Source organism: Streptomyces sp. NPDC053427 (genome assembly GCF_044544985.1).
Lineage (GTDB): Bacteria > Actinomycetota > Actinomycetes > Streptomycetales > Streptomycetaceae > Streptomyces.
In genome coordinates, this window is the sequence record NZ_JBITYA010000014.1 from 103,377 (window position 1) to 126,604 (window position 23,228).

Sequence of the window (23,228 nt, forward strand, 5' to 3'; positions counted from 1 at the left end):
TGGCATGTTCCGACGTTGGTGGATGTGGCTGCGCACCGCGGAGGTGGACCGGGGGATGGCCACGGCCGAGTACGCCGTGTGCACGCTCGCGGCCTGCGCGCTGGCGGCGGCGCTCTATGCGGTCATGACCAGCGGCACGGTGAAAGAGCTGCTGCGCGGGATGGTGGAGAAGGCGCTCGGTGTCCAGTTTTGACGCCGCGTCGCGCGGCCGGAGTGCCCGCGACGCGGGCACTGTGACGGCGGAGGCGGCCGTGGTCCTGCCGGTGCTGGTGGCGGTGGTGGCGGCGCTCGTCTGGGGGCTGATGGCGGTCTGTGCCCGTATCGCGTGTGTGGATGCGGCACAGGCCGGTGCGCGCGCGGCGGCGCGCTCGGAACCGCGGGCGGCGGTGATCCGGGCGGCCAGGGGCGCGGCTCCACGGGGCGCGCGGGTCGAGCTGGCACGGGAGGGCGACCTGGTGCGCGTACGGGTCGCGGCCGAGCTGCCCGGTCCGGGGCGGCTGACGGCGCAGGTCAGAGGGGAGGCGACGGCTCTTGCGGAGGAGACGGTGGGGCGGTGACGACGGCGCCGCGACGGTATGGACGGTCTTCGCGGCGGCGGCGCTCTGCGCGGTCTTCGCGGCCCTGATCGGTGTGGGCCAGGCCGTCACGGCGCGGCACCGGGCGGGTGGTGCCGCGGACATGGCGGCGCTGGCGGCCGCGGACCGCGCGCTCCAGGGACGGGCCACGGCCTGCGCCGCGGCGCGCCGGGTGGCACTCGCGCAGCACACGCGCCTGGTGCGCTGTTCCCTGGCCGGGGCGGTCGCCGACGTATCGGCCGAGGCCGGCAGCGGCCCGTACACGACGCGGGTACGGGCCAGAGCGGGACCGGCGGCGGCCGGGGCGGAGGATGCCGCGGCGCACCCGTCATGTGCCCTGCGGCGCCCCTCGCAGCAGCTCGCCCAGCAGTCGGATCGCGCCCCGTTTGTGGAGCGGGTCGTTGCCGTTGCCGCACTTGGGGGACTGGATGCAGGACGGGCAGCCGGCCTCGCACTCGCAGGCGGCGATGGCGCTGCGGGTGGCAGTGAGCCAGTCGGCGGCGGTGTGGAAGGCGCGCTCGGCGAAGCCCGCGCCGCCGGGGTGGCCGTCGTAGACGAAGACGGTCGGCAGGAGCGTGTTTGGGTGGAGCGGGACCGAGACGCCGCCGATGTCCCAGCGGTCGCAGGTGGCGAACAGCGGGAGCATGCCGATGGAGGCGTGTTCGGCGGCGTGCAGCGCGCCGCCCAGCTGCTGGGGATTGACCCGGGCGGCGTCGAGCTGGTCCTCGGTGACCGTCCACCACACCGCGCGGGTGCGCAGCGTCCGCGGGGGCAGGTCCAGCTTGGTCTCGCCCAGGATCTCGCCGGTGATGAGCTTGCGGCGCAGGAAGGAGACGACCTGGTTGGTGACCTCGACCGAGCCGAAGCACAGCCGGGCGTCGCCCCACGGGATCTCGGTGTCGGTCTCGAGGATGGAGACGGCGGTCGTGTCGCGGGCCGTCGTGGAATAGGGCGGGTTGGCCTCCTCGACGAGGGCGACGTCGTCGTCCAGGTCGAGCCGCTTGACCAGATAGGTGCGGCCCTGGTGGAGGTGGACGGCGCCGTCGTGGACGGCCGTGTGCGCGGCGCCGGCGTCCACGGTGCCCAGCAGCCGCCCGGTGCCGGCCTCGACGATCTGCACCGGCGAGCCGCCCTGGCCGCGGATGTCGGTGAGGTCGGCGGCCCGCTCGCGGCGCGTCCAGTGCCAGGCGGTGGCGCGCCTGCGCAGCAGCGCGGCGGACTCCAGCTGGGGCAGCAGCCCGGCGGCCGCGGGGCCGAAGAGCGGGAAGTCGGCCTCGGTGAGCGGGAGTTCGGAGGCGGCCGCGCACAGGTGCGGGGCGAGGACGTAGGGATTGTCCGGGTCCAGGACGGTGGACTCCACCGGCTGGTCGAAGAGCGCCTCGGGGTGATGGACGAGATAGGTGTCCAGCGGATCGTCCCGGGCCACCAGGACGGCAAGGGCGCCCTGCCCGGAGCGCCCCGCCCGCCCGGCCTGCTGCCACAGGGACGCGCGGGTGCCGGGATATCCGGCGATGATCACGGCGTCCAGGCCGGAGACGTCCACGCCCAGTTCCAGGGCGGTGGTGGCGGCCAGGCCGAGCAGGTCGCCGTTGTGCAGGGCGCGTTCCAGGGCGCGGCGTTCCTCGGGCAGATAGCCGCCCCGGTAGGCGGCGACCCGCGCGGGCAGCGAGCGGTCCACCTCGGCGAGCCGCTCCTGCGCGATCAGGGCGATCAGCTCGGCGCCGCGCCGGGAGCGTACGAAGGCGACGGTGCGGACGCCCTGGACGGCGAGGTCGGTGAGCAGATCGGCGGTCTCGGCGGTGGCGGTGCGGCGGACCGGGGCGCCCTGCTCGCCGTGGAGCTCGGTCAGCGGCGGCTCCCACAGCGCGAAGACCAGCTCGCCGCGCGGCGAGGTGTCCTCGGTGATCTCCACCACGGGCAGCCCGGTCAGCCGGGTCGCGGCCTCGCCGGGCTCAGCGGCCGTGGCGGAGGCCAGCAGGAAGACCGGCTCGGCGCCGTAGCGGGCGCAGATCCGGCGCAGCCGGCGTATGACCTGCGCAACGTGGGACCCGAAGACGCCGCGGTAGGAGTGGCACTCGTCGATGACGACATAGCGCAGCGCGCGCAGGAAGGAGGACCAGCGGGGATGGGCCGGCAGGATCCCGCGGTGCAGCATGTCGGGGTTGGTCAGGACGTAGTTGCCGTACTGGCGCACCCATTCGCGCTCCTCGACGGGGGTGTCGCCGTCGTAGACCGCGGGCCGGACCGCCGTGCCCAGCGGGGCGGCCAGCTCGCGTACGGCGCGCCGCTGGTCGGCCGCCAGGGCCTTGGTGGGCGCCAGGTACAGGGCCGTGGCCCCCCGGCCGTTGGGCGCCTCGGAGCCGTCCAGGAGCGTGGAGAGGACCGGCGCGAGATACGCCAGCGACTTGCCGGAGGCGGTCCCCGTGGCCACGACGACCGACTCGCCGCGCAGCGCGTGTTCGGATGTCCGTGCCTGGTGGGCCCAGGGACGATCGATTCCGGCCGATCGGATGGCGTCGATCACTTCCGGCCGGATCTCTTCGGGCCAGTCGGCATGGCTGCCGATGCGCGGGGGCAAGTGCTCCGTATGAGTGATGCGCGCAGCGCGGGTCGCGCCCCGGGCGAGACGGTCGAGAATCATGCCTGGGGAGGGTCGCGCGCCCGCGTCCTGCGGCAGTCGATTGGAGGCCATCGGCACCGAGTGTGTCACCGGACTGACCGACAATGCTGACAAGGCGTCGTGCACGCCTGCTGGTAAGTGATTGAATGCCATCGCGGCTGCCAGATCCGCCCCTACTTCGGTGGGGAGGCCCCAGGGGGGCGACCGCTCGATAGCAAGGTGCTGGAGGATCCGTGGACCTGTCCCTGTCGACCCGGACCGTTGGCGACCGTACGGTCGTCGAGGTCGGTGGCGAGATTGATGTATACACCGCGCCCAAGCTGCGCGAGCAGCTGGTCGAGCTTGTGAACGACGGAAGCTACCACCTCGTGGTGGACATGGAACGTGTCGACTTCCTGGACTCCACTGGGCTCGGCGTGCTGGTCGGCGGGCTCAAGCGGGTGCGTGCCCATGAGGGCTCGCTGCGCCTGGTCTGCAACCAGGAGCGCATTCTCAAGATCTTCCGTATCACCGGTCTGACCAAGGTGTTCCCGATTCACACCTCGGTCGACGAAGCCGTCTCCGCGACGGACTGAGGCTGGGTGGTGCCCCGCGCCCCAGGCGCGGGGAAGGAAGTAAGTGGGGGGTACCGGACGTCTCGTCCGGCCCCCTGCGTTGCACGTCCGCATATCGAGGGGGATGGCATGGCCACCGTCGAACTTCGCTTCAGCGCCCTTCCCGAGCACGTCCGGACCGCGCGTCTGGTCGCCGCTGCCGTGGCAAGGCGCGCCGGGGTGGACGAGGCCGTGCTGGACGAGGTGCGCCTGGCCGTCGGTGAGGCGTGCAGCCGCGCCGTGGGCCTGCACGCCAGCAACGGCATCGCCGCACCGGTGCGGGTGCTGCTGATCGAGGACGAGAAGAAGTTCTCCATCGAGGTGGGCGACGAGGTACCGGGCGCGGCCGGCCCGGCCGGGGCGCATGCCGCGGAGGGGGCCGAGGGCGCGCCCGAGCCCGAGGGCGAGGACGAAATGGGCCTCGCGGTCATCAGCGGGTTGGTCGACGACGTCGAGGTGACGTCGGGCGAGGGCGGCGGAGTGATCCGGATGAGCTGGCCGACGGCACCGGCCGCGGTCCTGCCGTAGCGCAACCGGCGTAACCCGGTCGCTTCGCGCCGATCTTCTCGGGTGCGCGCGGAATCTTCTGCGACCCGATTTTCCTCGAAATTTTCCTCGAACCGCTCTCTGTCGCGCCGATGCCCATGATCGTCGCGCTTTCCCGCTGTGTACGCCCGCCACGCCCCGGGCCCGCCTGCAGGCCCGGCGATGACGTGCGGGCCGACCGGTCGCGGCGAGGAGGCCGTGCGCTCGCCGTACGGCCCGATGGCAGCTGCCGGGCACCGGTGGCCGCCACCCTCCAGGGTCCCGATCCGGACTCGATCTGATGTGGCATCAAGCGCGATCGAGAGGGCGGCGGGTGCCCTGGGCCACCCGTTCGGCGGTGGCCGAGGGAACCAATTATCCCTGTCGTCACGCGGGTCACATACGGCCCAGGGGGCCGCGCAGCGTCTTTGAACAGCGGCGATCAGTACGACAGGGAGATCATCTGTCACCGGTCAGCGAATTCTCCGCTTTCCTTCGTCCGGGCGAATTCTGTGGCCGACATCCTTTTGATCATCGCGGCTACCGGCGAATTCCCTTTGAGGCGCACTGTTTTGATCAGGTGCGGCTCCCTACAATCCGTCCACATCTTGCTCAGGACGCCTGAGCGTGCTTCCGCGCGCCCATGTGCCAAACGTCAAGGAGGACGAATGGCGGGGCCTTACACCCCTCAGTTGCTCGACACCCCCTCATTTCTTGCCGGACCGACGCTGACATCGGGCAACCGCGGCATCGTGCTGGTGATCGCCGTCGTCGCGCTGGCCGCACTCGCCGTCGCGGCGGTGCTGGTCCGCCAAGTGCTCGCGGCCGGCGAGGGAACCGACAGTATGAAGAAGATCGCGGCGGCCGTGCAGGAAGGCGCGAATGCCTACCTGGCCCGGCAGTTGCGGACCCTCGGCGTATTCGCCGTCGTGGTGTTCTTCCTGCTCATGCTGCTGCCCGCGGAGAATTGGACGCAGCGCGCGGGACGCAGCGCCTTCTTCTTGATCGGTGCCGGATTCTCCGCGGCCACCGGCTATATCGGCATGTGGCTCGCGGTGCGCAGCAATGTGCGCGTGGCCGCCGCCGCCCGGGAAGCCACGCCCGCCGAAGGCGATAGCAAGGAAAAGGATCTTACGGCGGTCGCCCACAAGGCTATGAAGATCGCATTTCGCACGGGCGGCGTCGTCGGTATGTTCACCGTCGGGCTCGGCCTGCTCGGCGCCTCCTGCGTGGTGCTCGTGTACGCGGTCGACGCGCCCAAGGTGCTGGAAGGCTTCGGCCTCGGCGCCGCGCTGATCGCGATGTTCATGAGGGTCGGCGGCGGCATCTTCACCAAGGCCGCGGACGTCGGCGCCGACCTCGTCGGCAAGGTCGAACAGGGCATCCCGGAGGACGACCCGCGCAACGCCGCGACCATCGCGGACAACGTGGGCGACAACGTCGGTGACTGCGCCGGCATGGCGGCCGACCTCTTCGAGTCGTACGCCGTCACCCTGGTCGCCGCGCTCATCCTGGGCACCGCGGCCTTCGGCAACGCCGGGCTCGCCTTCCCGCTGCTGGTCCCGGCCATCGGCGTGCTCACCGCGATGATCGGCATCTTCGTCGTCGCGCCCCGGCGCAGCGACCGCAGCGGCATGACGGCCATCAACCGCGGCTTCTTCATCTCCGCGGGCATCTCGCTGGTCCTGGTGGCCGTTGCGGTGTTCACCTACCTGCCGTCCAGCTACAAGGACCTGAAGGGCGTCAGCGACCCGGACATCCTCGGCCACGCCGGCGACCCGCGGATGCTGGCCCTGGTGGCCGTCGCCATCGGCATCGTGCTCGCCGCCCTGATCCAGCAGCTGACCGGCTACTTCACGGAGACCAGCCGGCGCCCCGTGAGGGACATCGGGAAGACCTCCCTGACCGGCCCGGCCACGGTCGTCCTCGCCGGTATCTCCGTCGGTCTGGAGTCGGCCGTCTACTCGGCGGTACTGATCGGCCTGGCCGTCTACGGAGCGTTCCTGCTGGGTGGCACGTCCATCATGCTGGCGCTGTTCGCGGTGGCCCTGGCCGGTACCGGCCTGCTGACCACCGTCGGCGTGATCGTGGCGATGGACACCTTCGGCCCGGTCTCCGACAACGCGCAGGGCATCGCCGAGATGTCCGGCGACGTCACCGGCGACGGCGCGCAGGTCCTGACCGACCTGGACGCGGTCGGCAACACCACCAAGGCCATCACCAAGGGCATCGCCATCGCGACGGCGGTACTGGCGGCGGCGGCGCTGTTCGGCTCGTACCGGGACGCCATCGGGACCGCCGTACGCGAGATCGGCAGTGCCGCGAGCGGGATGGGGCTGAGCCTGGACATCTCGCAGCCCAACAACCTGGTGGGGCTGGTGCTCGGCGCCTCGGTCGTCTTCCTGTTCTCGGGGCTGGCGATCAACGCCGTATCGCGGTCGGCGGGCGCGGTGGTCTTCGAGGTGCGGCGGCAGTTCCGCGAGCACCCCGGGATCATGGACTACACCGAGCAGCCCGAGTACGGGCGGGTCGTCGACATCTGCACCAAGGACGCGCTGCGTGAGCTGGCGACCCCGGGGCTGCTGGCGGTGCTCACCCCGATCGCGGTCGGCTTCTCGCTCGGCGTCGGTGCGCTCGGCTCGTTCCTGGCCGGCGCGATCGGCACCGGCACGCTGATGGCGGTCTTCCTCGCCAACTCCGGTGGCGCCTGGGACAACGCCAAGAAGCTGGTCGAGGACGGCCACCACGGCGGCAAGGGCAGCGAGGCGCATGCCGCGACGGTCATCGGCGACACCGTGGGCGACCCGTTCAAGGACACCGCCGGTCCGGCGATCAACCCGCTGCTGAAGGTCATGAACCTGGTGGCGCTGCTGATCGCGCCGGCCGTGGTGAAGTTCTCGTACGGCGACGACAAGAACACCGGGGTGCGGATCGTGGTCTCGGTGCTGGCGCTCGTCGTCATCATCGGTGCGGTGTACGTCTCGAAGCGGCGCGGAATCGCCGTAGGTGACGAATCCAACTCCGGACGCTCGGAAAAAGTCGCCAAGTCGACAGAGGCCGCCCCGGTCTCGTAGCTGACGGGGGCTCCGGAAAGTCCCCACAGCCGCTCAACGGGCGGGTGGACGGCGCATTTTGCGAGCGCCGGCCACCCGCCGTTGCCGTGCCCGGCCGGCCCCACGCTCCTTGGTGCAAATGGCTGCAATGAGGGCCGGGCGGGATGCCCGACCCATGGACCAGGCCGTTTGGACGTGTATGTTCCGGGGCCGAGAGCCATGGAAGGGACCAATCCGGTGAACAAGAAGCTTGTGGCTGCACTGTCCGGCGGTGCGGCACTCCTGCTCGCGCTGACCGGCTGCAGCGACGACAGCAACAAGGAACTCGACAGCTGGGCGAAGAAGTTCTGCGATCCTGCGCAGGCCCAGTTCAAGGCGATCCAGGACGCGAACGCCGCCATGCAGGCGACCGAAGGCGGCAGCACCGACTCCAAGAAGATCCAGCAGACGGATTCGGCGGCCTTCCAGAAGATCTCCGACGCCTACGCCTCGTTGGCCACGTCGCTGGACAAGGCGGGCGCCCCGCCCAGCGACGGCGGCCAGGACGCCCAGAAGAACGCGGTGAACGAGCTCAACTCGCTCTCCAAGGGCTACGAGAGCCTCAAGAAGCAGATCGACTCGCTCAACACCCAGGACAAGGCGAAGTTCGCGGGGGGCCTGAGCGATCTGTCCGAGGGCATCAAGAAGCTCAACACCCAGAGCGAGCAGGCCTTCAAGAAGCTGGAGTCCGGCGACGTCGGCAAGGCGATGGCCAATCAGAAGGGCTGCCAGAGCCAGAACGGGTCCGCAGGCCCGTCGGCCAAGCCGCCCAAGTCGTCGTAGTCGTTCCCGTCCGCGGGCCCGCAACGGCCCGGCGACGCGCCCGAGAGGGGCGTGACGCCGGGCCGTCGCCGATTGTCAGTGGTTGCCCCGACAATGGTGGCGTGAGTACGCACCTCCCCACCGCAGATGCCCAGGACCCCGCGAGCAGCGCCCGCACCGACCGGCTGCGCCAGGCGCTGCTGGCCGCCGCCTTCACCGCCGACGGCCTGCTGGACCTGCTCGGCGCGCCGGCCTATGCCGCGCTGGCGCGCAGCGAGACCGTCCCCGCGCTGCGGGCGACCCGCGGCGACGGCCCGCTGGAGACCCTGGTGCGGCTGTTCCTGCTCCAGCGCCCGGTGGCGGAGCGGCGGGCCGGGGCCGCGCTGCCGGTGGCCGACTGCCTCGCCGACGGCTGGCTGGAGCGGGACGGCGACGAGGTGCGCGCCACGGTGGACGTACGGCCGTACGGCGGCCCCGAGGGGCAGGACTGGTGGATCGTCTCCGACCTGGGCTGTGCGGTCGGCGGCGCGGGCGGCATCCGGGGCGGAGGGGCGGTGGACCGCTCGGAGCTGGTGCTCGGCGTGGGCGGCGCCTCCACGACCCTCGCGGGTATCACCGCGCGCACACCCGTCTCCAAGGCCCTCGACCTCGGTACCGGCTCCGGCATCCAGGCGCTGCACGCCGCCCAGCACGCCACTCGCGTCACGGCCACGGACCTCAACCCGCGTGCGCTGCGGATCGCCGCGCTGACGCTGGCGCTCTCGGGGGCGGGCCCGGCGGACCTGAGGGAGGGGTCCCTCTTCGAGCCCGTCGGGGATGAGACGTACGACCTGATCGTGTCCAACCCGCCGTTCGTGATCTCGCCCGGTGCCCGGCTCACCTACCGCGACGGCGGAATGGGCGGCGACGACCTGTGCCGGACGCTGGTCCAGCAGAGCGCGGCGCATCTGAGCGACGGCGGATACTGCCAACTGCTGGCCAATTGGCAGCATGTGGCAGGCGAGGAGTGGCACGACCGGCTGCGCTCCTGGGTGCCGCGCGGCTGCGACGCCTGGATCGTGCAGCGGGAGGTGCAGGACATCACGCAGTACGCCGAGCTGTGGCTGCGCGATGCGGGCGACCACCGCGACGGCGACGAGGCGTATGCCGCGCGGTACGACGCCTGGCTCGACGAATTCGAGGCGCGCGGGACCAAGGCCGTCGGCTTCGGCTGGATCACGCTGCGCAAGTCGGGCTCCGACAACCCGTCCATCACGGTCGAGGAGTGGCCGCACCCGGTGGAACAGCCGTTGGGGGAGTCGGTCGTACGGCACTTCGACCGCCAGGACTATCTGCGCGCCACGGACGATGCGGCGCTGCTGGCCGGCCGCTTCCGGCTCGCCGACGAGGTGGTCCAGGAGCAGGTCGGGATGCCCGGTGCGGAGGACCCCGAGCATGTGGTGCTGCGTCAGAACCGCGGGATGCGGCGGGCCACGAAGGTGGACACGGTCGGCGCGGGCTTCGCCGGGGTGTGCGACGGATCGCTGCCCGCCGGGCGGATTCTGGACGCCATCGCCCAACTTGTCGGCGAGGACCCGGTGCTGCTGCGGGACCGTACGCCGGCTTCGATCCGCACGCTGATCGAGCAGGGATTCCTGGAGCCGGTGGCGTCGGGGAGCTGACGCGGCGGGGCGCCCTTGTCCCGTACGGGCTTCCGTACGGGGCAAGCGGAAGCCGTTCATCCGCCGTTCTCCGGGCCGCCGCCCGTGGGTGCCACGCTGCCCCGTATGGAGAGTGGACCCGAGGCGTTCGCGGGGGCGGCCTTCGCGCTGTTCGGCGCCGGACTGCTGCTGTGGACGGGCGTATGCCTGCGGACCGGGACGCCGGTCGCCGATGGCGTCGGCCGAGTGACCGGGACGGTGACGGCGCTGCTGTTCGGGACGGCGTTCCTGGGCGCGGGGTGCTGGATGCTGGCGTTGCTGTAGCCCGCGCGGCCGGATTCCGACGGGCCGTCAACGCGGCGAATCCAGCAACGCGGCGCATCCACCGACTCGATGAGCCGTCGACCGATGGAGCGCCAACGGCCGGTCATCAACTGGCCCGCGACGGAGGGCATTCGGATCCGGCCAGTTGTTTTTTCGGTGGCCGACACGCGGCGGACGAGGGAACCTCCGCGTCGTGCCGTTCGTGTTTCTCGGTGAAGGTCACGAACCGGCTCACAGGTGGGGAATCCCTATGAATCGCACACTTCGCTACGTCACCGTCGGCGTGGTCGCCGTCGCCCTGCTCGCCGGAGGATCGGCCGCCGCGTTCGCCGAGCCGGCCCAGCTGCATGCGCCGACGCCCGTCGTGGCCACCGCGCCCGCCGTGGCGGAGCTGACGGCCAAGGCGAGCGCGACCACGGTCAACGCCTGGCAGGAGTTCCGGATCTCCGGCATAGCGAAGGGCATCGCGGCGGGCAAGAAGGTCACCGTCCAGCAGAAGCAGGGCGCCAAGTGGGTCTCGCTGCCCGCCCAGGCCCCGGTCAACGCCGGCGGTACGTATTCGGTGCGGGTCAAGCTCGGCCTCAAGGGCGTCAATCAGCTCCGGATCACCGCGGGCGCCGTGAACTCGCCGGTGGTGACCGTCACCGTCCGCTGAGCGGCGGCCGGAGCCGACCCGGTCCGCCGTCCGGTCCGGGCGGGCTCAGCCGACGAGATTGCGGGCGATCATCCACACCGCGGCAATGCCCAGAACCAGGGCATTGCCGCGGGCGGAGAGCCGTGGCCGGAAGTACCGCCCGCGCAGCCCCGCGCCCAGCCAGCTTGCGAGGACGCAGACGGCGACCGGCACACCCAGCGTGAGCAGCACGATGTTGTCGTGGAAGGCCGCCACGACATCGCCGTGCATCAGGTCGTACGCCATCCGGGTCCCGCCGCACAGCGGGCACAGCACTCCGGTGGCCCATTTGAGCGGGCAGGGGAGGAGCACGTGCCCGGGTTCGTGCGGGTTGGTGTGCCAGAGGTAGACGGCCCCCAGCGCACCGACGCCGAGCCCGAGAGCGGCCACGCGGACGGTGCGCTTGCGGATGGCCGCAGCGGAGGGCGTCATCGAGCTCACACGCTCAGTGACCGGGCGTAATTGACCTGGTTGATCACGAACATGACCTGCTCGGGCGACTGCACCGGGATCATCGTGGAGTGGTGCCGGCCGTCACTGTTCACCGTGACCTGCACGAACCCCGTGGTGGTGCGCTCCTTCATCAGCAGGAAGAGCAGGCCCAGGAGGCAGAAAAAGAAGAAGACGATGGCGAGCACGATGGCGTGCGCCGGAATCTTTTCCTCGGTCCGGGACATGTCCGTCGCCGTCCACACCGCGCCCCTGAGGGGCATCGGACCGGCCGGCGTCATGATCGTGTCGCCGGACACCGCTATGTCGCCGAGCGACAGCGCCGTGCCGGCGAGCTGCGGGGCCTGCCCCGGGAAGGCGCCGGGGGCCGGCTGCGGCGGGGCGCCCGGCGGAAACCCGGGCGCGGCGGCGGGCGGCGGGGCCTGGTTGGGGTAGCCGTATCCCGGCGGCGTCTGCGCGGCCTGCGGATATCCGTAGCCGGGTTCCCCCGGATTGCCGCCCTGCGGGTAGCCGTATCCGGCGGCGGGGTTGCCGCCCTGCGGTGCGGCGTAGGGATTGTCGGCCGACGGCTTGGCGTACGGATTGTGGCCGGGCTCTTCCGGCGGCGGTCCGGGATGCTGGTTCGCCATGGGTGTTCTGACCCCCCGAGAAAGTGTGATGGCGGCAGTTGCCGGGCCCAGCGATGGGCCGTGCCGCTTCCATCCTGCCAGCCGCCTGACGGGCCGTATCAAGACGGCGGCGGCTTCCGGAGCCGCCTTGTGACTCTCGGCGGGGCCATGAGCGGGCCCCGATCCGGTGGCGGCCGTCGTGGGCATCGTCACTGTGTGAGGTCACCGGCGGCGGCGCTATGGCGCCGGGCGCGGGTTCGGGGCAGGGTACGGAAGGGGTGCCGCCCTGATGGTGAAGATCGTCAAACCCCCGCGGGGGACGCCGTCCGCGGTCCGGGGCGGCACGAAGACATGTAGTCGGGTTACCGTTCGAGTGGCGTTGTGGGGTTTTTCCGTTTGACACGGGGGCGGGAGGTACCGTCACACTCCGCAGCGTCAAGCGTCACCGCAGTGGCCCCCAGCGTCCTGCCGGGGAGCATTCCCAGCGTCGACCGGAGAGAAGAGCGAAGTTGTCCGCGACCAGCGAGACCGCAGAGGGCGGCATCCGCCGACTCGTCATCGTCGAGTCGCCTGCCAAGGCGAAGACGATCAAGGGCTACCTCGGCCCTGGCTACGTGGTCGAGGCCAGCGTCGGGCACATCCGCGACCTTCCCAATGGCGCGGCGGAGGTCCCCGCGAAGTACAAGGGCGAGCCGTGGGCCCGCCTCGGGGTGAATGTCGACGCCGACTTCCAGCCGATCTATGTGGTCAACAGCGATAAGAAGGACCAGGTCAAGAAGCTCAAGGAGCTGCTGGCCGAATCCGACGAACTCTTCCTCGCCACCGATGAGGACCGCGAGGGCGAGGCCATCGCCTGGCACCTCCAGGAGATCCTCAAGCCCAAGGTCCCGGTCCACCGGATGGTCTTCCACGAGATCACCAAGGACGCGATCCGCGAGGCCGTCGCCAATCCGCGCGATCTGAACCAGAAGCTGGTCGACGCCCAGGAGACCCGCCGGATCCTCGACCGCCTCTACGGCTACGAGGTCTCGCCGGTCCTGTGGAAGAAGGTCATGCCGCGGCTGTCGGCCGGCCGGGTGCAGTCGGTGGCGACCCGTCTCGTCGTCGAGCGGGAGCGCGAGCGCATCGCCTTCCGTTCCGCCGAGTACTGGGACCTGACCGGCACGTTCTCCAGCGGCCGGGCCGGTGCCGCGGGCGACCCGGCCACCCTGGTCGCGCGCCTGAACACCGTCGACGGCCGCCGTGTCGCGCAGGGCCGCGACTTCGGCCCCAACGGGCAGCTCAAGAACAGCGACGTACTCCATCTGGACGAGGCGAACGCCCGCGGGCTCGCCGCCGCCCTGGAGAACACCGACTTCGCGGTCCGTTCGGTCGAGTCCAAGCCGTACCGCCGCTCGCCGTACGCCCCGTTCCGTACGACGACCCTCCAGCAGGAGGCCAGCCGCAAGCTCGGCTTCGGCGCCAAGGCGACCATGCAGGTGGCGCAGAAGCTGTACGAGAACGGCTTCATCACCTATATGCGTACGGACTCCACCACGCTCTCGGACACCGCGGTCGCCGCGGCCCGGGCGCAGGTGACGCACCTGTACGGCGCGAACTACCTGCCGGACAAGCCGCGCACCTACGCCGGCAAGGTCAAGAACGCCCAGGAGGCGCACGAGGCGATCCGCCCCTCCGGCGACCGCTTCCGTACGCCCGCCGAGACGGGGCTGACCGGCGACCAGTTCAAGCTGTACGAGCTGATCTGGAAGCGGACCGTCGCCTCCCAGATGAAGGACGCGACCGGTAACTCCGTCACGGTCAAGATCGGTGGCCGGGCCGCCGACGGCCGGGACGCCGAGTTCAGCGCGTCCGGCAAGACCATCACCTTCCACGGCTTCCTCAAGGCCTACGTCGAGGGCGCCGACGACCCGAACGCCGAGCTCGACGACCGCGAGCGCCGGCTGCCGCAGGTCGCCGAGGGCGATGCGCTGGCCGCGCGGGAGATCACCGCCGACGGGCACGCCACCAAGCCGCCCGCCCGCTACACCGAGGCCACGCTGGTCAAGGAGCTGGAAGAGCGCGAGATCGGCCGCCCGTCGACCTATGCGTCGATCATCGGCACGATCCTCGACCGCGGCTACGTCTTCAAGAAGGGGACGGCGCTCGTTCCGTCGTTCCTGTCCTTCGCCGTCGTCAACCTCCTGGAGAAGCACTTCGGCCGGCTGGTCGACTACGACTTCACCGCCAAGATGGAGGACGACCTCGACCGCATCGCCCGCGGCGAGGCCCAGGCCGTGCCGTGGCTGCGCCGCTTCTACTTCGGTGAGGGCGAGGCCGAAGGGGCCGCCTCGGACGCCGGCAACGGCGACGGCGACCACCTCGGCGGGCTGAAGGAACTGGTCGAGGACCTGGGCGCGATCGACGCCCGGGAGATCTCGTCCTTCCCGGTCAGCGACGACATCAAGCTGCGGGTCGGCCGCTACGGCCCGTACGTCGAGCGCGGGGAGAAGGGCGAAGAGGGCCACCAGCGCGCCGACGTCCCCGACGACCTCGCGCCCGACGAGCTGACCGTGGAGTACGCCGAGGAGCTGCTCGCCAAGCCGAGCGGTGACTTCGAGCTGGGCATGGACCCGGACAGCGGCCACCAGATCGTCGCCAAGGACGGCCGCTACGGCCCGTACGTCACCGAGATCCTGCCCGAGGGCACGCCGAAGACCGGCAAGAACGCGGTCAAGCCGCGCACCGCCTCGCTCTTCAAGTCGATGTCCCTGGACACCGTGACCCTGGCGGACGCGCTCAAGCTGATGTCGCTGCCGCGGGTCGTCGGCAAGGACCCCGAGGGCGTGGAGATCACCGCGCAGAACGGCCGCTACGGCCCGTACCTGAAGAAGGGCACGGACTCGCGCTCCCTGGAGACCGAGGACCAGCTCTTCAACATCACGCTGGACGAGGCGCTGGCGATCTACGCGCAGCCCAAGCAGCGCGGGCGGGCGGCCGCCAAGCCGCCGCTGAAGGAGCTGGGCACGGACCCGGTCAGCGGCAAGCCCGTGGTGGTCAAGGACGGCCGGTTCGGTGCGTATGTCACCGACGGCGAGACCAACGCGACGCTGCGGCGGGACGACGACGTCGAGACCATCACGCCCGAGCGCGGCTATGAGCTGCTGGCGGAGAAGCGCGCCAAGGGGCCGGCGAAGAAGACCGCCAAGAAGACGGCGGCCAAGAAGACGGCGGCCAAGAAGACGGCGGCCAAGAAGGCGCCGGCGAAGAAGACGGCGGCGAAGAAGACCACCACGGCCAAGAAGACCGCGGCGAAGAAGACCACCACGGCCAAGAAGACGACCGCCAAGAAGACCACCGCGAAGAAGACCACCGCGGCGGCGAAGAAGACGGCGGCCTCGGCCGAGGACTGACCGCTCGCGGCAGCGGGCCGACGCGCAGGACAAGGGCGGGCAAGGCGGACTCCGGTCCGTCGAGCCCGCCCGTTTGTTCGGGTGGGCGTCCGGTAGCGCGTACGGTCCCGATAGGCTGGCAGGATGACGCGTGCCGAGCAGCCAACGGTCGTGCCCCCCACTTCAGACGCCCTCGCCGCGGACTCCCGCGAGCGCGCCGTACGGGCCCTGCTGCGCTTCCCTCCGCTGAAGCGACTGTGGAGCGCCCAGTTTGTCGGGGGTATCGGCGATGCCCTGTCCATGCTTGTCCTGGTACTCCTCGTCCTCCAGGCGGCGCTGTTCGTACCGGTGGGCGGCGAGCCCGTCTTCGGCGGCGGCTATCGCGGCGCCGCCCTCGCGGTCACCGCGGCCTTCGGGGCCCGGATGCTGGCCACCCTGCTCTTCGGGGCCGTCCTCCTGGGCCCGCTGTCGGCGCTGACCTCCCCCTCGGGGCCGCTCGACCGGCGCTGGACGATGATCGGCGCGGACGGCCTGCGGCTGGCGCTGCTGGTCATCGCGCCCCTGTGGATCGACTGGACGCCGTCCGACGCGCTGGCCTGGCTGCTGGTCACGGTCTTCGTCACCGGCGTCGCCGAACGCTTCTGGACCGTTGCGCGGGAGAGCGCGGCGCCCGCCCTGCTGCCCGCGCCTCCCCCCGAGGGCGCCGCCGTCCGGCCGCTGCCCGACAACATGGACGCGCTGCGCCGCCTCTCGCTGCGCACGAGTTTCGTCGCGCTGCCGATCGCGGCCGCCGCCCTGGTGGTCGTCACCCTCGTCAGCAAGCTGCTGGGCACCGGCATCGACTGGTTCCACCTCCACCAGGCGGCCCTGGGCTCCTATGTGGCGGCCGGGCTGTTCGCCGCCTCCGTATCGATCCTCTACTTCATCGAGCTGCCCGGTTCGCAGACGCCGCGGCCGCGCTCCCCTCTGGAGGGGCTGCGCCGTCCCAAGAACGCCGGGTCGGGCGTCGACAAGGGCCGCACCGGCGCGATCCCGCTGCTGGTGCTCGCCTGCGCCGCCGTCTCCGCCGCGATCGCCGCGGCCGTCTCGCTGGCCGTCCTGCACGCCTACGACCTGAGCGCCGGCCCGGCCACGTTCGGGCTTCTGGTGCTCGTGCTGACCGGCGGTACGGCCGCCGGGATCCGCGGCGCCCACAAGGTGCTGCCCGCCCTCTCGCGGCGCCGGCTGCTCGCCCTGGCGGTGGCCGTCACCGGGCTGGCGCTGCTGGCCATGGGGCTGGTCCCGGACCCGACGACGGTGCTGCTGCTGGGGCTGCTCGCCGGAGTCGGCGCCGGTGTCGCGGCCAACACCGGCCATGTGCTGCTGGAGCAGGAGGTCGAGGCGTTCCGTACGGCGCGGACGACCGAGCATCTGCACGCCGTCGTCCGCCTCGCGGTCGCGGTGGCCGCCATCGTCGCGCCGGGGCTGGCCGCCGTCATCGGGCCGCACCGCTTCGACAACGGCACCTTCGCGTTCACGCATGGCGGCGCCGCGTTCACCCTGATGCTGACCGGCGCGCTGCTGCTGCCGGTCGCCGCGTGGCTGCTGGGCAAGGTCGACGACCGGCACGGCGTACCGCTGCGGCGCGATCTGCGCGAGGCGCTGCGCGGTAGCGACCCGGCCCAGACGCCCGCCGCCACCGGTTTCTTCATCGCCCTGGAGGGCGGCGACGGCGCCGGGAAGTCCACCCAGGTCGAGGCGCTGGCCGAATGGATCCGCGCCAAGGGCCACGAGGTCGTGGTGACCCGCGAGCCGGGTGCCACCGCCATCGGCAAGCGGCTGCGCTCGATCATCCTGGACGTGTCCACGTCCGGGCTCTCGGACCGGGCCGAGGCGCTGATGTTCGCCGCCGACCGCGCCGAGCACGTCGACAGCGTCATCCGGCCCGCCCTGGAGCGCGGCGCCATAGTCATCACCGACCGCTACATCGACTCCTCCGTCGCCTACCAGGGCGCCGGCCGCAACCTCGCCCCCACCGAGATCGCCCGCATCTCCCGCTGGGCGACGGACGGCCTGGTCCCGCATCTGACCGTCCTCCTGGACGTCTCCCCGGAGACCGCCCGCGAGCGCTTCACCGAGGCACCGGACCGGATGGAGTCCGAGCCCGCCGAATTCCACGAGCGGGTGCGGTCCGGATTCCTGACCCTGGCCGCCGCCGACCCGGCGCGCTATCTGGTCGTCGACGCCGGGCAGGAACCGGAGGCCGTCACCACGGTCGTACGGCACCGCCTCGACCAGGTCCTGCCGCTGTCCGAATCCGAGGCCAAGGCCCAGGCCGAGGCCCGTAAGGCGGCCGAGGAGGAGGCCCGCCGCAAGGCCGAGGAGGAGGCCGCGCGCAAGGCGGAGGAGGCGCGGCTCGAGCGCGAGCGCCAGGAACAGCTCGCCAAGCTGCGCGCCGAGGAGGCCGAGCGCAAGCGCCAGGAGGAAGAGGCGGCCAAGGCCCGTGAGGCCGCCCGCCAGGCGGAGGAGGCGCGACGGCGCGCCGAGGAGGCCCGGCAGGCGGCGGAGGCGGAGCGGCAGCGTCGCGAGGCCGAGGAGCGGACCCGCCAGGCCGAGCAGGAGCGGCTGCGCCAGCGTGCCGAGGAGGAGGCGCGGCTGCGCCGGGAGGCCGAGGAGCGCCGCCTGGAGAAGCAGCGCAAGGCCGAGGAGGCCCTGCTCCGCGCCGAACAGGCCCGGGTGGCGGCGGCCGAGGCGGCCGCCGCGGCGGAGGCCAGGGCGGCCGCGGAGGCGGCTGCGGAGGCCGATGCGCCGACCCGGGAGACGCCGGTCGCAGATCTGCGGAAGCGGTACGTGGAGGACGGCGGTACGGCCGCCGCCGCGGCCTCCGGTTCCGACGCCGAGCGCACGGAGTCGCTGCCGCGGCCCGAGGCGCCGCGCAATGCGGCGGACGAGACGGCGGTGCTGCCGCGGCACGGCGCCGGGCCGGACGCCGAGGAGACCAGCGTGCTGCCGCCCGTACGGGACGGGGGCGATCCCGCCGACCGGGTGCCGCCGTGGATGTTCCACAAGGAGGGCGCCGACGGCGCGGCCGCGCAGCAGTCCGGCCCCGCCGAGTCGGGCATCGAGCGCACCCGCGAACTCCCGCAGATCGATCCGGCCACCGGCCATCCCGTGGAGCCGCAGCGCAGCCGCCCCCGCCCGGACTGGGCGGAGGAGACCCCGCTGGACGATCTGCCGACGCTGGCCGACGAGCTCCTGGGCCTGCGCTCGGACGAGGACGAGGACGGCGGCGACGGCGGCCGCCGCGGCCGGGGGCGGCGCGGCTGAGCCCGTACCTCGTACGTCACCGGCCGTGGCCGCAGCGCAAGATGCTGCGGCCACGGCCGTTTCGTCGGCCGCTTCGGCGGCTCCGGCCGGCCGTCCGGCGGCCGTTTTCCGGTGCGGGCGGGACACCCGGACGGTCCCGCGGCCGGCTCCCGGATCCATTTGTCAGTGGGTTGCACCACAATGGGTCAAAGCGTGGGTCGAAGCGCGCCGGACCCAGCGGTTCCGGCGGTGCACGGCGCACGGCACGGGGCCCATGTGACACGGGGCCCGCGGCAACAGGGCACGACGCGGGACGGACAGGAACGGCGGGCAGCGCGATGGCGGTATGGGACGACGTGGTCGGCCAGGACCGGTTGACGGAGCAGCTCGCCGCGGCCGCGCGCGATGCGGACGCCATCGTGACCACCGACGACGCCGCGGGCGCGGCAGCCAAGGCCCCGCTCGGCGCACCCGCGCCCGCCGGCCAACGCAGCACGTCCCAGATGACGCACGCCTGGCTGTTCACCGGCCCGCCCGGATCCGGCCGGTCCACCGCCGCCCGCGCGTTCGCCGCCGCGCTGCAGTGCGTGAGTCCGGACCGCGCGCTCGGCGGCGCCCCCGGTTGCGGCTTCTGCGACGGCTGCCACACCACCCTGGTCGGCACGCACGCCGACGTCGAGATCGTCCGTACGGATCTGCTCTCCATCGGCGTCAAAGAGACCCGCGCCCTGGTCCGCCGCGCCTCCCTCTCGCCCGCCGGCGGCCGCTGGCAGGTGATCGTCCTGGAGGACGCCGACCGCCTCACCGAAGGCGCCGGCAACGTCCTCCTCAAGGCCGTCGAGGAGCCCGCCCCCCGCACGGTCTGGCTGCTCTGCGCCCCCTCCATCGAGGACGTCCTCCCCACGATCCGCTCGCGCTGCCGCCACCTCACCCTGACCACGCCGCCGGTCGACGCCGTCGCCGATGTGCTGGTCCGCCGCGACGGCATCGAGCCGGAGGCCGCCGCTCGCGCCGCCCGTGCCACCCAGGGCCACATCGGCCGGGCCCGCCGCCTCGCCACCGACGAGCGGGCCCGCGCCCGCCGCACGGCCGTCCTCAAGCTCCCGCTCCGCGTCGATGACATCGGCGGCTGCCTCAAGGCCGCCCAGGAGCTCATCGACGCCGCGGGCGAGGACGCCAAGCAGGTCGCCGAGGAGGTCGACGTCAGGGAGACCGAGGAACTGCGCGCCGCGCTCGGCGCCGCGGCCGGGACCGGCGGCCGGCTGCCCCGCGGCACGGCCGGCGCCATGAAGGAACTCCAGGACAAGCAGAAGCGCCGCGCCACGCGCACCCAGCGCGACAGCCTCGACCTGGCCCTGGTCGACCTCACCGGCTTCTACCGCGACGTCCTGGCCCTCCAGGTGGGCGCCTCCGTCCCCCTGGCCAACGACGAGGTCCGCGACAGCATCCAGCGCATCGCCACGACCTCGACCCCCGAGCGCACCCTGCGCCGCATAGAAGCCGTCATCGCCTGCCGCGACGCACTGGACCGCAATGTGGCCCCGCTGCTCGCCGTGGAAGCGATGACCGTCGCCCTGCGGGCCGGCTGACCGGCACCGGCCACCGGAGCCACCGGCCCACCGCACCGGCCCACCGCACCGGAACCACCGCACCGGAACCACCGCACCGGAACCACTGGAACGGACCACCGGACCGGACCCACCGCCGAGAGGAGCCCACCCACCCCACACCCTCCCTGCACAGTCTCGGCCGAGGCCCCGAACGGCCGGAACGCGGAACGGCCCGGAACCCGAGCCGGGCGCACAGACAGTCCCGCCCCGGATACGCTCCGTTCAACATCGGATTCGCCGCCACCTGCGCCGCAGCCAACGGTGCACGCCCCACGCCGCACTCGCCGCGAACGCCGCTCACGCCAGCCAAGCCGCCTCGCCGAACCAGGGACCGAGACCGAGGGATCGATCGCTCATGGCCACCAGCCGCCTGCTCCGCACCTCCGCTGCCGTCTTCGCGGCCACCGCCCTGCTGATCTCCGGCTGCTCATCGGGAGGCGGTCCGGCCGCCCCCGATACGGCGGCGTCCCCGGGCCGCGCGAACGACGCCGGCGCCGAGCGCAACACCCCCGACGACGGCTCGTCCGTCCTGGCGCCCCTGCCGACCGCCATTCCGGCCGCCCTGCGCCCGTTCTACGCCCAGAAGCTCAGCTGGCACGCATGCGGCGTCGCCGGCTTCGACTGCGCGACGATGAAAGCGCCCCTGGATTACGACAAGCCCGGCGCCGGGACGATCAATCTCGCGGTGGCCCGCAAAAAGGCGACGGGCCCCGGCAGCCGCCTCGGCTCCCTCATGGTCAACCCGGGCGGCCCCGGCGGCTCGGCGATCGACTACCTCCAGCAGTACGCGCCGCAGCCCGCGGCCGTCCGCGCGCGCTACGACATGGTGGCCATGGACCCGCGCGGCGTGGCCCGCAGCCAGCCGGTCGAATGCCTCACCGACAAGCAGATGGACCGCTACACCCAGACCGACCAGACGCCCGACTCGTCCGCCGAGGTCAACAAGCTCACCACGTCCTACCGCGACTTCGCCAAGGGCTGCGAAACGCGCTCCGGCAAGCTGCTGTCGCACGTCTCCACCATCGAGGCGGCCCGCGACATGGACATGCTGCGCGCCGTCCTGGGCGACAAGAAGCTCACCTACGTGGGCGCCTCCTACGGCACGTTCCTCGGCGCCACGTATGCCGGCCTCTACCCCACCCGCACCGGCCGTCTGGTCCTCGACGGCGCCATGGACCCGTCGCTCGACTCCCGTACCACCAACATCAACCAGACCGCCGGCTTCAACACCGCCTTCACCGCCTTCGCCACGGACTGCATCAAGCGCAAGGGCTGCCCCCTCGGCAACACGAGCGCGGCGGACGCCGGCCTTCGTCTCTCGGCCCTCTTCAAGCACCTCGACGCCCACCCGGCCGAGACCGGCGAGGCCCGCAAGCTCACCGAGTCCCTGGCCACCACCGGCGTGATCGCCGCCATGTACGACCAAGGGTCCTGGCCCACCCTGCGCGCCACCCTCGCCCAGGCCAAGAAGGGCAGCGGCCGCGGCCTGCTCGCCCTCTCCGACAGCTACTACGAGCGTGACGCCGGCGGCCACTACGCCAACCAGATGTACGCCAACCCGGCCGTCAACTGCCTCGACCTCCCACCGGCCTTCACCACCCCCGACCAGGTCCGCGCCGCCCTCCCCGCCTTCCGCAAGGCCTCCCCGGTCTTCGGTGACGCCTTCGCCTGGTCCGCTCTGAACTGCGCCTACTGGCCCGTCAAGCACTCCGGCAACGCGCACCGCATCGAAGCCAAGAACGCCGCCCCCATCGTCGTCGTGGGCACCACCCGCGACCCCGCCACCCCCTACACCTGGGCCAAGAGCCTCGCCGCCCAGCTCTCCACCGCCACCCTCCTGACCTACGAGGGCGACGGCCACACCGCCTACGGCCGCGGCAGCGACTGCATCGACACCGCCATCAACACCTACCTCCTCGACGGCACCGCCCCACCCAAGAACAAGCGCTGCACCTGACCCCCACCCCGCCGCCCCTGACCAGCTCGTAAACCCGTGCAGAAGCACCCCCTGGCAATGTGTAGACTGGGCCGCGCACCACGCCGCCTTAGCTCAGTTGGCCAGAGCAACGCACTCGTAATGCGTAGGTCTCGGGTTCGAATCCCGAAGGCGGCTCCAAGAAAGTCCAGGTCAGATAGCCCCTGACCTGGGCTTTTTCTTATGCGGTGACCCTACGAGACGGAAACGCGATGATCTTCGCTCCCTCGTGTGAGCCCATTGCGAGCCCACCCGGCTCGACTTGGGCCGCTGCGGGCTCTGCGGGGGGCTCCGGGGTCGACCGGCGCGAGGCACCCCTCGCGGCGGTCGCGGCGGTCGCTTCGGCTGCCTCGGCGGATACCTTCGGCATGATCGACTGGTAGGCCTCTCGCGTGATCCGAGTCTCGCTGTGCCCGAGAGTCTCGGTGACGATCTTTACGTCGACCTTGGCGGCGAGCATGAGCGAGGCGAGGTCAAGGTCTGTGACGGCAAAGACCCCAACGGCCCGCACCTCACACTGACGCGAGCGGGGTTCGCCGGACTCGTGGAGTGCGCCAAGTACCACGGGTGAAACGCAAGAACGCGCCCCCTGTACGGCCAGCGTAGGGCCGTACGGGGGGCGTTGTCGTCGGCGGGTGAGTTGCCAGATGGAAAGGGCGCAGCCGGCGGCGAGAGCTGCCCCGTTCAGCCACTTGTCGCGATCACGCGAACCCTCGAAATGCATAGGTCTCGGGTTCCCATCTCGATGACGGCTTCGTGGGAAAAGGTCCACGTTCGGTGGTGTGGCCTCGGTTCGTGCTGCTGGGGCCGGCGGGGGCTCATCTCCTGGGCCCTGTCGTCGGGATTGGGGCTGCCCTCGCGAAGCGTCGTGCGGACGGCGCAGTGGGGGTTCCGGTCGGGGGTGGTCGATGAACTTGCCGAGAGGCTGGGGACGTTGGCCAGCCGGATCCAGGAAGGTGGGCGGCAGGGTGTCCCGCGTGCGCTTCACGTACGCGAAGGCGGGCGAGTGCGGGGACGTGCCGCGGGGCCGGCGTCCGCAAGGGGAGTGGTGGGCACTTGCCCGGTGTCGGGCTGTTGGTTCCGGATGGTTGGGTTCCGGTTTTGTGGGAGTGGGATTTTTGCGGC

General features: G+C 71.8%; 16 protein-coding genes, 1 tRNA gene and 1 pseudogene. 15 read left to right on the top strand and 3 right to left on the bottom strand.

Annotated elements, in window-relative coordinates:
• Positions 1 to 4: 4 nt before the first annotated feature.
• The 3 genes and pseudogenes from ACIGWZ_RS33220 to ACIGWZ_RS33230 form a co-directional block, all read left to right on the top strand.
• Positions 5 to 193 (top strand): DUF4244 domain-containing protein, encoded by a 189-nt coding sequence (locus tag ACIGWZ_RS33220; protein WP_400070602.1) that lies wholly within the window; start codon positions 5 to 7, stop codon positions 191 to 193.
• Positions 180 to 557, top strand: coding sequence for a TadE family type IV pilus minor pilin (locus ACIGWZ_RS33225; RefSeq protein ID WP_400070604.1), 378 nt, complete (start codon positions 180 to 182; stop codon positions 555 to 557). The genes ACIGWZ_RS33220 and ACIGWZ_RS33225 overlap by 14 nt, the downstream gene beginning before the upstream one ends.
• Positions 532 to 855 (top strand): annotated as a pseudogene (locus tag ACIGWZ_RS33230) (Rv3654c family TadE-like protein); the annotation flags it as partial. The gene ACIGWZ_RS33225 and the pseudogene ACIGWZ_RS33230, both read left to right, overlap by 26 nt.
• Before the next feature lie 48 nt (positions 856 to 903).
• Here the strand turns inward: ACIGWZ_RS33230 and ACIGWZ_RS33235 are convergent.
• Positions 904 to 3,348: a DEAD/DEAH box helicase gene (locus ACIGWZ_RS33235; protein ID WP_400070606.1), complete on the bottom strand. Its 2,445-nt coding sequence runs from the start codon at positions 3,346 to 3,348 to the stop codon at positions 904 to 906.
• An 80-nt stretch (positions 3,349 to 3,428) separates the two neighbouring features.
• On the opposite strand from ACIGWZ_RS33235, the gene bldG reads away from it, so the two are divergent.
• From bldG to ACIGWZ_RS33270, 7 genes are all read left to right on the top strand, one after another.
• The gene (gene bldG, locus ACIGWZ_RS33240; RefSeq protein WP_046926810.1) at positions 3,429 to 3,770 is read left to right on the top strand and encodes an anti-sigma factor antagonist BldG; all 342 of its coding nucleotides are present in this window, start codon (positions 3,429 to 3,431) and stop codon (positions 3,768 to 3,770) included.
• Between the two features lie 108 nt (positions 3,771 to 3,878).
• Positions 3,879 to 4,316 (top strand): ATP-binding protein, encoded by a 438-nt coding sequence (locus ACIGWZ_RS33245; RefSeq protein ID WP_400070608.1) that lies wholly within the window; start codon positions 3,879 to 3,881, stop codon positions 4,314 to 4,316.
• A 665-nt stretch (positions 4,317 to 4,981) separates the two neighbouring features.
• A complete protein-coding gene (locus ACIGWZ_RS33250) occupies positions 4,982 to 7,387 on the top strand; it encodes a sodium-translocating pyrophosphatase (RefSeq protein WP_400070609.1) in 2,406 nt (801 codons plus the stop codon).
• Between the two features lie 216 nt (positions 7,388 to 7,603).
• Complete coding sequence (locus tag ACIGWZ_RS33255; RefSeq protein ID WP_400070611.1) at positions 7,604 to 8,188, top strand: small secreted protein; 585 nt, start codon at positions 7,604 to 7,606, stop codon at positions 8,186 to 8,188.
• 101 nt (positions 8,189 to 8,289) lie between these two features.
• A complete protein-coding gene (locus tag ACIGWZ_RS33260; RefSeq protein ID WP_400070613.1) occupies positions 8,290 to 9,828 on the top strand; it encodes a methyltransferase in 1,539 nt (512 codons plus the stop codon).
• Between the two features lie 105 nt (positions 9,829 to 9,933).
• Entirely contained in the window at positions 9,934 to 10,131 is a 198-nt protein-coding gene (locus tag ACIGWZ_RS33265; RefSeq protein WP_400070615.1) for a hypothetical protein, read from the top strand.
• A 250-nt stretch (positions 10,132 to 10,381) separates the two neighbouring features.
• Positions 10,382 to 10,786, top strand: coding sequence for a hypothetical protein (locus ACIGWZ_RS33270; protein ID WP_400070617.1), 405 nt, complete (start codon positions 10,382 to 10,384; stop codon positions 10,784 to 10,786).
• 45 nt (positions 10,787 to 10,831) lie between these two features.
• Here the strand turns inward: ACIGWZ_RS33270 and ACIGWZ_RS33275 are convergent, their stop codons facing one another.
• Positions 10,832 to 11,236: a DUF2752 domain-containing protein gene (locus ACIGWZ_RS33275; RefSeq protein WP_400070908.1), complete on the bottom strand. Its 405-nt coding sequence runs from the start codon at positions 11,234 to 11,236 to the stop codon at positions 10,832 to 10,834.
• A gap of 5 nt (positions 11,237 to 11,241) precedes the next feature.
• Positions 11,242 to 11,883 carry a hypothetical protein gene (locus tag ACIGWZ_RS33280; protein ID WP_400070619.1) on the bottom strand — a complete coding sequence of 214 codons (642 nt, stop codon included), beginning with the start codon at positions 11,881 to 11,883 and terminating at the stop codon, positions 11,242 to 11,244.
• Between the two features lie 488 nt (positions 11,884 to 12,371).
• Between ACIGWZ_RS33280 and topA the strand changes: the two genes are divergently transcribed.
• The 5 genes from topA to ACIGWZ_RS33305 all read left to right on the top strand — a co-directional run bounded on the left by topA (position 12,372) and on the right by ACIGWZ_RS33305 (position 22,244).
• Complete coding sequence (gene topA / locus ACIGWZ_RS33285; RefSeq protein WP_400070621.1) at positions 12,372 to 15,254, top strand: type I DNA topoisomerase; 2,883 nt, start codon at positions 12,372 to 12,374, stop codon at positions 15,252 to 15,254.
• Positions 15,255 to 15,377: 123 nt separating this feature from the next.
• Positions 15,378 to 18,539 (top strand): dTMP kinase, encoded by a 3,162-nt coding sequence (gene tmk, locus ACIGWZ_RS33290; RefSeq protein WP_400070623.1) that lies wholly within the window; start codon positions 15,378 to 15,380, stop codon positions 18,537 to 18,539.
• A gap of 317 nt (positions 18,540 to 18,856) precedes the next feature.
• A complete protein-coding gene (locus tag ACIGWZ_RS33295) occupies positions 18,857 to 20,107 on the top strand; it encodes a DNA polymerase III subunit delta' (RefSeq protein WP_400070625.1) in 1,251 nt (416 codons plus the stop codon).
• 376 nt (positions 20,108 to 20,483) lie between these two features.
• Entirely contained in the window at positions 20,484 to 22,085 is a 1,602-nt protein-coding gene (locus tag ACIGWZ_RS33300) for an alpha/beta hydrolase (RefSeq protein WP_400070627.1), read from the top strand.
• Positions 22,086 to 22,167: 82 nt separating this feature from the next.
• Positions 22,168 to 22,244, top strand: a tRNA-Thr gene (locus tag ACIGWZ_RS33305).
• Positions 22,245 to 23,228: the final 984 nt, after the last annotated feature.